Origin of the sequence: Rhodobacter capsulatus SB 1003 (assembly GCF_000021865.1) — a bacterium.
Classification (GTDB): Bacteria; Pseudomonadota; Alphaproteobacteria; order Rhodobacterales; family Rhodobacteraceae; genus Rhodobacter; species Rhodobacter capsulatus_B.
On record NC_014034.1, the window covers coordinates 1,534,088 to 1,546,776 of the forward strand.

General features: G+C 67.7%; 8 protein-coding genes. 6 read left to right on the plus strand and 2 right to left on the minus strand.

What is annotated here, in order from left to right; all coding sequences use genetic code 11:
* Positions 1-163: 163 nt before the first annotated feature.
* Genes RCAP_RS07065 through RCAP_RS07085 form a run of 5 tightly spaced genes read left to right on the plus strand, consistent with a single transcriptional unit; the run spans position 164 to position 8,048 of the window.
* Positions 164-1,981: an ABC transporter ATP-binding protein gene (locus RCAP_RS07065; protein WP_013067150.1), complete on the plus strand. Its 1,818-nt coding sequence runs from the start codon at positions 164-166 to the stop codon at positions 1,979-1,981.
* Complete coding sequence (locus tag RCAP_RS18420) at positions 1,978-3,720, plus strand: ABC transporter ATP-binding protein (RefSeq protein WP_013067151.1); 1,743 nt, start codon at positions 1,978-1,980, stop codon at positions 3,718-3,720. The genes RCAP_RS07065 and RCAP_RS18420 overlap by 4 nt, the downstream gene beginning before the upstream one ends.
* On the plus strand, positions 3,717-4,970 hold the full coding sequence (locus tag RCAP_RS07075; RefSeq protein WP_157850509.1) for an MFS transporter: 1,254 nt from the start codon (positions 3,717-3,719) through the stop codon (positions 4,968-4,970). The genes RCAP_RS18420 and RCAP_RS07075 overlap by 4 nt, the downstream gene beginning before the upstream one ends.
* A gap of 16 nt (positions 4,971-4,986) precedes the next feature.
* The gene (locus RCAP_RS18425; protein ID WP_013067153.1) at positions 4,987-7,200 is read left to right on the plus strand and encodes a TonB-dependent receptor; all 2,214 of its coding nucleotides are present in this window, start codon (positions 4,987-4,989) and stop codon (positions 7,198-7,200) included.
* Positions 7,201-7,211: 11 nt separating this feature from the next.
* Positions 7,212-8,048 (plus strand): class I SAM-dependent methyltransferase, encoded by an 837-nt coding sequence (locus tag RCAP_RS07085; RefSeq protein ID WP_013067154.1) that lies wholly within the window; start codon positions 7,212-7,214, stop codon positions 8,046-8,048.
* A 2-nt stretch (positions 8,049-8,050) separates the two neighbouring features.
* Here the strand turns inward: RCAP_RS07085 and RCAP_RS18430 are convergent, their stop codons facing one another.
* Positions 8,051-9,052: a helix-turn-helix transcriptional regulator gene (locus RCAP_RS18430; RefSeq protein WP_013067155.1), complete on the minus strand. Its 1,002-nt coding sequence runs from the start codon at positions 9,050-9,052 to the stop codon at positions 8,051-8,053.
* Between the two features lie 452 nt (positions 9,053-9,504).
* Between RCAP_RS18430 and RCAP_RS07095 the strand changes: the two genes are divergently transcribed.
* Positions 9,505-10,404 (plus strand): helix-turn-helix domain-containing protein, encoded by a 900-nt coding sequence (locus RCAP_RS07095; protein ID WP_013067156.1) that lies wholly within the window; start codon positions 9,505-9,507, stop codon positions 10,402-10,404.
* A gap of 35 nt (positions 10,405-10,439) precedes the next feature.
* Here RCAP_RS07095 and RCAP_RS07100 read toward each other — a convergent pair whose 3' ends face one another.
* On the minus strand, positions 10,440-12,572 hold the full coding sequence (locus RCAP_RS07100; protein WP_013067157.1) for a TonB-dependent siderophore receptor: 2,133 nt from the start codon (positions 12,570-12,572) through the stop codon (positions 10,440-10,442).
* Between the last annotated feature and the right edge of the window lie 117 nt (positions 12,573-12,689).

Sequence of the window (12,689 nt, forward strand, 5' to 3'; positions counted from 1 at the left end):
ATACAGATCTGCTCCGCATTGGCCGATTGTTTTTGTCGGATTGCGCAACATGTCGCAGCCGCCCGCGGCGCACAAGTTTTGTTTCGCAAATCACAACCCGGCGCGGTTGAGCGGGGGGAGGCATAATCCTAATAAAAACACTCGGAATAATCGGAGGCGGATCGTGGCAGCGACAGGAACGGACGAGGCGGGGGTGAAGCTCTGGCCGGTGGCGGGGCGGCTGATCGGGTTGATGCGGCGCCGCCGCGGCTTGCTGGCGCTTTCGGTGGTCAGCGGCACGCTGGCGGCGCTGTTCTCGCTCAGCCCCTATCTGGCGACGGCGGCGGTGCTGATGGCGTTTTTCGCGCCGCAGGTCGATTGGGGTTTCGTGGCGCTGGCGGGGCTGGCCGGGCTTGCGGGGGTGGTGGCGGAAAAGGCGCTCTTTGGCCTCTCCACCTATCTGTCGCATCGCATCGCCTTTGCGACGCAGCGCGAATTGCGCTTCGAGCTCGCGCAGAAGCTGGCCCGGGTGCCTTTGGGCTTCACCGACGCGCGTTCCAAGGGCGAGATCCGCAATACGCTGGTGGACGAGATCGAGGTGCTCGAAGACGGCATGGCGCATCTGGTGCCCGAGGTCAGCGCGGCGGTGATCGCGCCCTTGCTGACGCTGGGGCTGATGCTGGCGATCGACTGGCGGCTTTCGCTGCTGATGATCGCGCCGATGCTGGTCGGGCTGTGGATGATGGGCCGGATGATGAAGGATGCCGAGGGGCCGACGCGCGATTATCTGGAGATCCAGTCGCGCATGGCCACGGTGGCGGCGGAAATGGCCGATGGCATCGCCACCGTGCGCGCCTTCAACCAGGATGCGCAGGCCAGCCGCCGCGCCGGGGCGGTCTTTGCCGAGATGCGGCAGATGTCGGATGCCTGGCTTGATCGCGCGATCATTCCGGGCACGGCGGCGCAGGTGCTCTTGACCAGCCATCTGATGTTGCTCGGCTCGGTCGGGCTGGTGATGGCGGCGGCGGGATGGGTCGATCTGGCGGTCTTCGCCGCCTTTCTGGCCGTGGCCTACGGCTTTGGCGATCTGTTCGCGGCGATCCAGGGCATCAGCCACCGGCTGTTTCGCCAGCATGAGCTGCTGGAACGGCTTGACGCCCTGCGCAACGTCGCCGAACTGCCCCCCGCCACCGGCACCCCGATGATCGCCAAGGCCGCGATCCGCTTCGATCACGTCAGCTTTTCCTATGGCCCGCGCGAGGTGATTTCCGACATCAGCTTCGATCTGCCCGCCGGGCGCTGTCTGGCGCTGGTGGGGCCCTCGGGGTCCGGCAAATCCACCGTCGCGCGGCTGATCGGCCGGTTTCAGGACCCCGCCGCGGGCACCATCCGCATCGGCGGGCAGGATCTGTGCGCGATCGACCCCGAGGCGCTGCACCGCCATCTGGCCTATGTGTTTCAGGATGTCTTCCTGTTCAGCGGCACCGTGGCCGAGAATATCGCGCTGGGCCGGGTTGGCGCGACGCAGGCCGAGATCGAGGCGGCGGCCCGGGTGGCGCGGGCGCATGATTTCATCACCGCCCTGCCGCAGGGCTATGACACGGTTCTGGGCGAACGCGGCTTCGGCCTTTCGGGCGGCGAGCGGCAGCGGATCTCGATTGCGCGGGCGATCCTGAAGGATGCGCCGATCCTGATCCTTGACGAGGCGACGGCCTTTGCCGATCCCGAAAACGAGGCGCTGATCCAAGATGCGGTGGCCGATCTGGCGCGCGGGCGCACCGTCGTTGTCATCGCGCATCGGCTGCACACCATCGTTCATGTCGACGAGATCCTGGTGCTTGAAACCGGCCGGATCGTCGAGCGCGGCAGCCATGCGGCGCTGCTGGCGGCGGGCGGGCTGTTCGCCCGGATGTGGCAGGCGCAAGAGGCGACGCGCAGCTTCCGCCATGCCACAGGCGCCCCCCCCATCCCCGCAAATCCGGCCCTGGAGGCGGCACAATGAAACTGATGCGGTTCATCTGGTCCTATCTGCCGCCGATGCGCGGGCAATATCTGGTCTCGATCCTGCTCGCCGGGCTCGAGGGGCTTCTGGCCGCGGTGCCGCCCCTGGCGGTGGGGTTGGGGCTGATGCGTCTGGCCGAGGGTCCGGCGAGTGTGGCCGAGATCGCCCCCCATGCCGCGGCCTGTCTGCTGGCGGTGCTGCTGCGCATCCGGGTGATCCAGCGCGCCTGGAAGCTGGGCTATGGCGCGGGCAACCATGCCGCCGAGGCGGTGCGCAACCGCATCGTCACCCATATGCGCCGCGTGCCTTTGGGCGCTTTGGCGGGGCGCTGGGCCCCGGCGCAGCTGGCCACGCTGATCGCCGAGGATGGCCGCTGGCTGAACGAGACCTCGACCTTTTATCTCAACCGTTTCCTCAATGCGCTTATTGCGACGGCGCTGCTGCTGGCGGCGGCGCTCTGGTTTGCGCCCGCGGCGGGGCTTGCCATCGTGCTGGCGCTGGGCGGGGGCGTCGCGGCGCTGTTCGTCGCCGGGCCGATCCTGACCCGCTTCCTGCGCGCCCGCAACGAGATGATCGGCGAGGCGACCTTGCGGATCGGCGAATATGCCGATGGCATTGCGGTCTTTCGCGCCTTTGGCCGCACCGGCACGGCGCAGGCGCAATTCCGCGCCGCCGTCGAGGCGCTGCATGACACGACGCTGGCGATGGCGCCGAAACTGGTGCCGCTGCAACAGGCCGGGGCGGCGATGATCGCCTTTGCCGCGCCGCTGGCCATCCTGTTCGTCGCGGCCTCGGCGCGGACGGGGCAGGCGCCCGACCCGGCTGCGGTGATCCCGGCGCTGTTCCTGACGCTTGCGGCGGCGACCACCTTTTACACCGGCGTGCTCAAGATCGTGCTGCCGCTGGAGCTGGGCGAGCGGGCGCGGGTCAATATCGGCGCCTTTCTGGCGGTGCCCGAACTGGGCGGCACGCGGCATGATTTCCGCCCCGATCTCGACATCGACTTTCAGGCGGTGCGGTTCCGCCATGCCCCCGACAAGCCCGATGCCGTGCGCGACATTTCCTTTGCCGCGCGGCAGGGCCGGGTCACCGCCATCGTCGGGCCAAGCGGCGCGGGGAAATCGACGCTGGTCGCGCTGCTCTTGCGGTTTCACGACCTGAGCGGCGGGCAGATCCGGCTGGGCGGGGTCGATCTGTCCGAGGCCGATCCGGCGGCGGTGCAGGCGCTGGTTTCGCTCGTGTCGCAAGACGTGCATCTGTTTCGCGACACGTTGCGGGCCAATCTGCTGCTGGGCGATCCGGGGGCCGATCCCGACCGGCTGGCCCGGGTGATCGAGGCGGCGCAGCTGCGCGATCTGGTGGCGGCGCTGCCGGCGGGGCTTGACACCGTGCTGGGCGACACCGGGCGGACGCTTTCGGGCGGCGAGCGGCAGCGGGTGGCGATTGCGCGGGCGCTTCTGAAGGACGCGCCGGTGATCGTGCTGGACGAGGCGACCTCGGCGATGGACCCGCTGAGCGAGGCGGCGATTCAGCGCGCGATTGCGGCGCTGGAAACCGACCGCACGGTGATCGTCATCGCGCATCGGCTGCGCACGGTGACCGAGGCCGACGAGATCATCGTGATGGAGGGCGGCCGGATCGTGGCGCGCGGGCGGCACGAGGCGCTGCTGGCGGCGGGCGGGCTTTATGGCAGGCTTTGGGCGGCGCAGGAGAAAGCCGCGGGATGGCGGCTCAGATGAGCGCCGCGATGCCGGACGAAAACGCGGGGCACTGGCGCATCCTGACGGGGGTCTTTGCCTTCATGCTGGCCTCCTCGGTGCCGATGTCGTTTTTCTACTATGTCTTTCCGCCGATGCTGCGCGCTTCGGGCCATTCGGCGGAGCTCGTCAGCGCGCTGGCGCTGGTCTATCTGCCCTATGTGCTGCGCGGGGTCTGGGCCTTTGCGATTGCCCGGGCGTTGGGCGGGCGGGCGCAGGCCTGGCGCCGTGCGACGCTGGCCCTGTCGGTTCTGGCGGCGGCGGGGGTGCTGGCGTTGCTGCCGCTTGATCCGGCACGCCAGCCCGGCCCGATCATGGCGGTGGCGGCGGTCCTGTTTCTGGTGCTGGCCAGCGGCATGACCACGCTTGACGGCTATGTTCTGGCAACCCTTGGCGAAAAGGGCCGCGCGGCGGTGCCCGGCTGGGGCGCGTCGGGCATGGCGCTCGGGGGCATTCTGGTGGGGGTCGCCTCCTGGCTGGGCTGGATCGGCGGCGATTGGCGCCAGGCGGTCTGGCTTTTGGCGGCGATGACGCTTGCGCCCGCACTGGCGGTGGCGATCCTGCCGCCTCAGGCCCCGGCAGAGCGCGCCGATCCCGCCACGCCGCCGCGGCCGCGGCTGCCGCTGCGCAGCCTGTGGCGCGCGGTCTGGCAGGACCCGGCCCTGCCGCGGCTTGTCCTCGTGTCGCTTCTGGCCCATGGCGCCATCGGGCTCGTCTCGGGCTATCTGCCGGTCCTGCAGGTCGATGCGGGTCTGCAGATCGGCGAGATCGGCCTGTTCAGCGCGGTGGCGGCGAACGGGCTTGGCCTGGCGGGCGCTGTGATCGGCGGCGCCATCGTCGCGCGGATCGGCGGCTGGAAAAGCCTGTCGCTGGTCACGATGCTGCTGGCGCTGTGCCTTGGCGTCGCGGCGGCGCTGCACGGGCTGATCTGGGGCCGCGGCTTTGCCGTCGCGCTGACCGCGGTGACGATGCTGGCGGGCTACATCTATTACGTGCCCTATCGCGCGCTCTGCCTGCAATCGAGCCGCGGCGATCATGCGGTGACGCAGGCGGCCTGGCTGTCCTCTTGCGACATGGTGGTCAGCATCCTGGCGATGTCGGTTGCGGGCACGCTGGCCGCGCGGCTCGGCCTCGTGCCCTTCCTTGTCCTTTGCACCCTTGCGGCCTCTGGCGCCGCCCTTGTGGCGCTGCGCCAGGCCCTGCCGGCCCGGGCCGCGCTGGCCCCGAATTGACAGATTGGAGCGTTCCATGACCTTGCCCGCCCGTTCCTTTGCCCCGCCGTTGGCCCGGAGCACCGCCATCGCCGCCGCGCTGATCTGCCTGCAGGGCGCCGCCCCGGCGCTTGCGCAAGAGCTTGTCGAGCTGGACGAGATCGTCGTCACCGGCTCCAAACGCGGCGAGAAGCTGCGCGATGTTCCCGGCTCGGTCGCCGTCGTCGATGCGCAGAAACTGGCCGAGGAGGGGGTGACCGACGGCGCCACGGCGCTGCGCGAGATCCCCGGGGCGGTGATGTATTCCTATGGCGACCGCAGCAATGCCTTTGTCACGCTGCGCGGGGTCGGCCCGCTTCTGATGCCGCTCAGCCCCGACGACAGTTCGGTGCTGACCTTCGTCGATGGCGCGCCCTTGATGCTGGAACAATCGGCCTCGAGCTATCTGGACCTTGAACAGGTCGAGGTGCTGAAGGGGCCGCAGAACACGCTGTTCGGGCGGTCCACCTCGGGCGGGGCGATCAACCTTGTTCCGGCGCTGCCGACCGATGTTTTCGAAGGGTCGCTGCGCAGCGACTTCGGCAGCGACGGGCTTTACCGTGCCGAGACCGTGCTGAACCTGCCGATCAGGCCCGGGGTGCTCTCGACCCGCTTCGCTTTGCGGCAATCGGGGGTGAACGGCTATGCGGCGAATGATGCGGGCCCGGATCTGGGCGGCAATCAGGTGCTGGCGGGCCGGGCCTCGGTGCTTTATACGCCCGGCGATGCGACGCGGCTTCTGGTCACGCTGGCGGGGGAAAACGCCGATACCACCCCGGTTTACTACACCACCCAGATCGGCGAGGCCGATCCGCTGCCCGCGCGGCAAAGCTTTGCCAGCGACAATTCGCAGTCGCGTCAACTGATGGCGAAATTCGAACAGGATTTCGAGCGCTTCACCTTCACCGCCCAGACCTCGTTCAACGACTACAGCGTGGAGAACAATTATCAGGGCGATCAGCTGCTCTTTTCCACCGTCACCGGGCTACCGATTTCCGATTTTTCCGACACCGCCGACAATTACATGTTCTGGACCAAGGATCAGAGCCGCCTGACGCAGGAATTCCGGCTCTCTTCGCTGGAAGGGGCCGCAATCGGCTGGGTGGCGGGCGCCGTCGCCTATCGCGACGAGAACCGCAACACCAACAGCAGCAATGTCACCGCCTTTGGCGCGACGCAGGCGGGGTTCAAGAGCTATGACCAGGTCACCGATGGCGTGGCGGTCTTTGGCGACATCAGCCTGCCGCTGAGCGAACGGCTGACGGCCTCGGCCGGGCTGCGGCTGACCCATGAGGACAAGGATTTCAGCGCCGATTTCGACTCTCTCGGCTATGACCTGCTCTATCCGGGGATGCTGGCGCGCTATTCCGAAAGCGGTCGGCTGAGCGACGATTTCTGGACCGGCAAGGCGGCGTTGTCTTACGAATGGTCGCCCGATCTGACCACCTATGCCTCCATCGCGCGCGGCTACAAATCCGGCGGCTACGGGTTTTACAACACCTTCATGGGCTTCGGCGTGCCGCGCGGCACCTATGCGCCCTCCGAAACGATCAGCTACGAGATCGGCGGCCGGGCCAGCCTGTTCGAGGGTCGGCTCGATCTTTCGGGGGCGGTCTTCTTCAACGACCTGAACGACGAGCAGATCATGCTGTACGATTCCGCCACCCTGGCCTCGGCCAATGCCAATCTGGATGCGCGCTCGCAGGGGGTCGAGCTCGATGCCACCTGGCGGCCGGATGATCATTGGCAGCTGGGCACGGGCCTGGCCTATACCAGGACCGAGATCACCGATGTGCCCGCCGCCGCCTCGGTGGTGAATGCCGGGCTCGAGGCGGGGGACCGGCTGCCCAACACGCCCGAATGGGCGGGCAGGCTTGATCTGGGCTATCGCGCGACGGCGGGCGAGATCGGCTGGAAGGCGGCCGCTCCGGACACCGAGGTCTATGGCAAGATCGGCTATTCCTGGATGGGCGCGCGCTATTTCGACGCCGCCAATCTGGGCAAGCTGGCGCCGGTCAATCTGGTGTCGGCCCGGCTCGGGATGCGCTGGGGCAATGGCGAGATCTATCTCTTCGGCGAAAACCTGCTCGACGAGCGCTATCTGACCGTGCGCCAGCCCTATGGCGTGGCCGCGGGCACGACGACGCCGGTTTACGGCGTGTCCTATGACCGGGGCCGGGTGATCGGCGTCGGGATGACGGTGACATTCTGAAGGGGGATCCCATGACACAGGTTGCAAGGATCGGGACGGGGGCGCGGATCGCGCCGCGGCTGGGTGGCGTGCCCGAGACGCTGCTCTGGCCACTGCGCTCGCGCGCGGGGATGACGGTGCTTGACCGCGGGTTCTTCGACGATCCGATGGCGGTCGATCTGCTGAACCGGATCGATTATGATTTCGACCGCTTCGGCCCGGTCAGTCACTGGCATGCGGTGCGGTCGAAATATTCGGACGGGCTGATCCGGCGCTATCTGGCCCGCCATCCCGAGGCGCAGGTGCTGGCGCTGGGCGAGGGGCTGGAGACGCAGTTCTGGCGGCTCGACAACGGGCGGCTGCGCTGGCTTTGCGTCGATCTGCCCGAAAGCATCGCGCTGCGCCGCCAGCTTCTGCCCGACCATCCGCGGTTGACGGAGCTGCCGCTTTCCGCGCTTGACCCCGCAGTGTTCGAGGCGGTCGATCCCGAACGGGGGTTTTTCGTCACCGCGGCGGGGCTGGTGATGTATTTCACCGCAGAAGAGACGCTGGCCCTGCTGCGCCGGATCGGCGCGCATCGCGGCCCGTCCCCGGCCGAGATTTTCTTTGACACCATTCCGCACTGGTTTTCGCGCCGGACGCTCCGGGGCATGGTGGTGGACAAGGATTACACCGCGCCGCAGATGCCCTTTGCGCTGGCGCGCCGCGATGTGCCGGCGTTCTTGCGGCAGGTGCCCGGGCTTTCGCTTGTCACCGCGATCGGCTATGGCGAGGCCTTTCCGGAGCGGTCGCGGCTGATCGCGACGCTGGGGCGGTTGCCCGTGGTGCGCGACATGGCGCCGCTTCTGCTCCACGCCCGTTTCGGCTGAGCTCAGCCGCGCTCGGCGCGGGGCGGGCGGCCGAAGCGGCGGCGATAGGCATGGGTGAAATTCGCCGGATCGCCATAGCCGCAGCGCCAGGCGATGTCCCCGATCGGCAAGGCGGTGTCGCGCAGCAGATCGCGGCCCATCTGCAAGCGCCTCTCCAGCACGTAATCAAACAGCCGCACCCCATGCGCGGATTTGAAGGCACGGCGCAGCGTGGTTTCGTTGGTGCCCAGATCATGCGCCAGCCTCAGCGCCGAGGGCACCGCCTCGGGGGCGGCATCGATCCGGGCTTTCGCCTCGGCGGCGAGCTGCGCAGAGCGGCGCGGCAGCGCGGCGGGGCCGGGGGCACGGTCGCCAAGATGGCGGGTCAGCTCGACCACGAGGCCAAGCGCCAGACTTTCGCGATAAAGATCGGCCAGCGCGCCTTGAAACGGCACCGCATGCAGCCGCGCCAGGATCTCGCGCAGCGCCGGGGCCCCCGGCAGGGCGCAATGCCGGACCCCCGGATCCAGCAGCGCCCGCAGCTCCTTCAGCCCGTCCTGCAGATCCTCCGGCCCCTGATCGAAAAAGCCGGGCGTGATCAGCAGCCCCGCCATGCGATAGCGCTGCCCCATCGGTTCGCAAAAGCCGATCGGCGTGTCCTGCCCCAGCGCCGAGATCTGCGCGATGCCCTGGCCCGGATGCACATGCTGCTGCCCCGCGACCTCCCAGCTCGATGCGCCCTCGAACAGGGCCGAGACCCGGATGCAGCGCGGCGAGACCGACACCATATCCAGCGTGGCCGCCAGTTCCAGATCGCAATCAAGGCATTGCAGCCCGCTGCGCAGGGTCTTGCACAGATAGCGCCCCGCCGCCACCACCCCGTTGCGCGGCGGCGGCTTCGGGGCATCCCGGAAGGTGCAGGCGATCTCGTCCCTGAGCATGTCGCGCAGGGCAATCGCCGCTTTGGGGCCATCGTCGACGACGATATCGCGATAGGGCGAGCCATCGGGCGCGGGGTTTTTCATCTGGATCTCCGGAACCGGGCAGAAGGCTAATGTGACAAAAATAGTCAACAAAAGACAGCCCGTCTTCTGCGCCGCGGTCCCTGCGTCCAGATGCCGCCCGCGGGAGATGATTTTCAGCAAGACGTGAGCCCGTTGCCCGCTGCAGGCTTCGTGCCCGCTTCGCCAGGTCAACGCCGGGGATCGAGACGTCCTTCATGGCTCAGCGCTCCTGATCCGCGCCGGATCAATCGGGCCAAGTGGCGTCAGGAGGGGCTCCCCAACCCATCCTCGATGCTCTCGCTTGCACGAGGCCCAGGGCTGAGCGGCAGCCCCGGCGGGCTCTCTTGCGCCGGGCCGGGCAATGGCCTAGGTTTGGCGCCTGCGCACTACCCATGCCGCCGCGGTCGCTTTGGCCGCTCCGGTGCCACAGGCAAGCGTCGTTTCGGTCTTTTCCGCCTGTGGAGAAAAGGGAAATGGGCTTCCTGCCTGCGATGACCAGCCAGACGCACGGGATTTCCCGCACCGCGCCGGTGCGGTGGCGTTCCTTCGAGGCGATGTGCGGGGTGTTTTGGGAAGCCGAGGGCCGGGCCGGGGCGACGGGCTATTACAGCTCGCCCGATCCGCGGGTGATGCTGTTCTTCAACGATGTCTCCGACCAGATCCGGCTCTCGGACCGGGGCGCCGCCGATCAGGGCCATGCCCGCCCGCTGCTGCGCGCGCTTTATGTGCCCGCGGGCATGCCGATCTGGACCCGGTTCGTGGCCGGGCATCGGTTTTCGCATCTGGATCTGCATCTGCACCGCAGCTGGCTTCTGGCGCGGCTGGGCGCGGGTCTGGGGGCGGGCGATGCGATGCGGGTGGTCAGTCAACCGGCCGAGCTGCAGGAGGTTTCGGCGCTCGCCGCGATCGGCGCGGCGCTGCGCCAGGAGATCATCGCCCCCGAGCGCCACCCGATCTTTGCCGAAAGTCTGGCCGTGGCGCTGGTCACGGGGCTTTTGGACATGCCCGGGGCGCCGCCGCCCGAGACGCGCCATTCCGGCGGCCTGACGCCCGAGCAGATGCGCCGGTTGCAGCGGCTCCTGGAGGAGGACGGCAGCGGCCGGCTGAGCACCGCGGCGCTGGCCGAGGCGGTGGGTCTGTCGCCCGGCTGGTTTTCGCAGGCCTTCAAGAAGACCACCGGCAAGACGCCGCTGCAATGGCAGCAGGAACGCCGCATCGCGGGGGTGAAACGGGCGCTTCTGGCCTCGGAGATGATGATTGCCGATGTCGCGATGCAGTTCGGCTTTGCCGATCAGGCGCATCTGACGCGGGCCTTTCGCCGCCACGAGGGCACGACGCCCTCGGCCTGGCTGCGCGCCCAGCGCAAGGGGTGACCCCGGCCGCAAGCGTGGCCGCCGGGGTCGCGCGCTTACCAGCTCTTGCGCAGGCTCAGCCCGATTTCACGGCCGGGGTTGTAATAATCCGCCGTGCCCGAGCCGACGACATGCTGTTCGTCGAGCAGGTTGCTGACATGCAATTCCAGCGTCGCGGTCTCCGACAGATCATAGCCGACCGAGGCATCGACCAGCGTCGCGGCACTGGCCTTGCGGCTGTTGACCGCGTCGAAATAATAGCTGCCGACATGGCGCAGCCCCAGCCCCAGCGTCACATCCCCCCGCGCCTGCGTGCCCGCCAGCGTGTAATTCGCCCAGATCGAGGCGACATGATTGGGCGTTGAGGCGAATTGCTTGCCCGCGATCGAGGCGCCCGAACGCAGCGTGCCCGTCACCACCTCCGAGTCGATGTAGGAATAAGACCCGATCAGCGTCAGCGCCGAGGTCAGCTCGGTCTTGGCTTCCAGATCAAGGCCGCGCACCCGCGATTCCCCGACCTTCTCGCGCTCGATCGCGCCACCGGGCTGCACCACCGCAATCGTCACATCCTTTTTCGTCAGGTCATAGACCGCCGCCGAAATCAGGGTGTTCGACCCCTCGGGGGCGAATTTCACCCCGATTTCATATTGTTCGCCGCGTTCGGGATCGACGCCCACTGTCGGCGGTGCGATCGATTCGACGAAGCTGCCATAGATCGACAGGCTGGGGGTGAACTTCCAGGTCAGCGCCGCCCGGCCCGAACTTTCGGAAAAATCGCCGCTGGCGCTGACCGGCGTCGCGCCCATCAGGTTGGTGCTGGTGACATCCAGCCAGTCATGGCGCAGCCCGACAGTGGCGATCAGCCGGTCGTTGAAGGCCAGGTTCTGCGTCGCAAAGACCGAACGCGTCAGGTTTTCCACCCGCGTGCGGGCATAGACCGAGGGGCTGGCCGGGCCGCCCGAATAAACCGGATTGGCCAGGTCGATCGACCCGGCAAGCCCGTAGATCGAGGTGTCGGTGCTGGTGCCGTCGCGGAATTCGATCCCGCCCAGCGTGCTGCTGCCGATGCTGCCAAAGCGCGTGTCATATTGCAGCACGGCATTGCCGATCGTCTCGGTCGCGCTGCGGTCGGTGCCGAAATAATAGCGCGAGAGCGTCGTGCCGGTGCGTCCGGCATAGTCATAAAGATAGACATAGCCGAAATCGTCGGTCAGGTCGCTGTAGCGCAGATTGCCGCGCAGCGTCAGGCCATTGCCGAAATCATGGGTCAAAAGCGCGGTGACCGAGGTGCGTTCGACATCGTGATAATTGAACCCGGGCTCGCCATAAAAGGCGCTGCGGTCATAGTCCCGATCCAGCGGATAGCCGCCGCTGTTGGGCGTGCCGTCGCGGTCCAGATGATCGACGATCAGGCTCAGCGAGGTGGCGACGTCGGGCGACCAGGTCAGCCCGGCCATCAGGAAGGTCTCGTCATCGTTGGAATGGTCGTATTCCAGCGCGCCATCCTTGAGCTTGCCGGTCAGCCGAAAGGCCAGCGTATCGGCCGCATTCAGCACATTGCCGAAATCAAAGGCGGCTTCCGTGCTGCCAAAGGACCCGTAGCTGAGCCGCGTTTCGGCGATGCGTTCGAATTTCGGCTGTTTGGTGACGAAATTGACCGAGCCGCCCGGATCGGCAACGCCAAACAGCGTCGAATTGGCGCCACGCAGCACTTCGACGCGCTCATAGGCATAGGGGTCTTCGCGCACGCCGCGCATCGAGCCCAGCGTCAGCCCGTCACGATAAGTCGTGGCGCTGAAGCCGCGGATCTGGAAATAGTCGTTGCGGTCGTCGGTGCCGTAGTAATCGGTGTGCAGACCGGCGGAATATTGCAGCACCTCTTCCAGCGTGTCGGCCTTGCGGGCCTCGATTTCCTTTTGCGTGATCACCGAGACCGAGGCGGGCGTATCCTGCAGGCTGGTGGCGACCTTGCCGCCCACCCAAAGCTCGCGGGCGACGACCGTGGCCGCATCGTCATCGGCCTTGCCCGCGGCGTTCACGGTGATCGGCGACAGGCGGAACGGGGTTTCGGCATCGGTTTCGGCGCCGTCTTGGGCCGTGGCGGGCTGGGCGGCCAGCAGCGCCAGCACCGCGCAGCCCGATTTCAGCAGCCGGTGGCGCGGGGCTGCGGTCTGGGAAGGCAAGGTCACGTCGATATCTCCAAAAGGGGGGCGGGCTGGCTCTCCGGGGGCGGGGCCCGGCCGGATGGCTGTGCAAGACAGTGCCGCCGGGCCCCGGGGGCGGCGGCCGAAGCCCTGCGATGCTCG

Excerpts from the sequence above, each read along its gene's own strand:
- RCAP_RS18420 (WP_013067151.1), top strand. The coding sequence starts at position 1,978 with ATGAAACTGATGCGGTTCATCTGGTCCTATCTGCCGCCGATGCGCGGG.
- RCAP_RS07075 (WP_157850509.1), top strand. The coding sequence starts at position 3,717 with ATGAGCGCCGCGATGCCGGACGAAAACGCGGGGCACTGGCGCATCCTG.
- RCAP_RS18425 (WP_013067153.1), top strand. The coding sequence starts at position 4,987 with ATGACCTTGCCCGCCCGTTCCTTTGCCCCGCCGTTGGCCCGGAGCACC.
- RCAP_RS07085 (WP_013067154.1), top strand. The coding sequence starts at position 7,212 with ATGACACAGGTTGCAAGGATCGGGACGGGGGCGCGGATCGCGCCGCGG.
- RCAP_RS18430 (WP_013067155.1), bottom strand. The coding sequence starts at position 9,052 with ATGAAAAACCCCGCGCCCGATGGCTCGCCCTATCGCGATATCGTCGTC.
- RCAP_RS07095 (WP_013067156.1), top strand. The coding sequence starts at position 9,505 with ATGGGCTTCCTGCCTGCGATGACCAGCCAGACGCACGGGATTTCCCGC.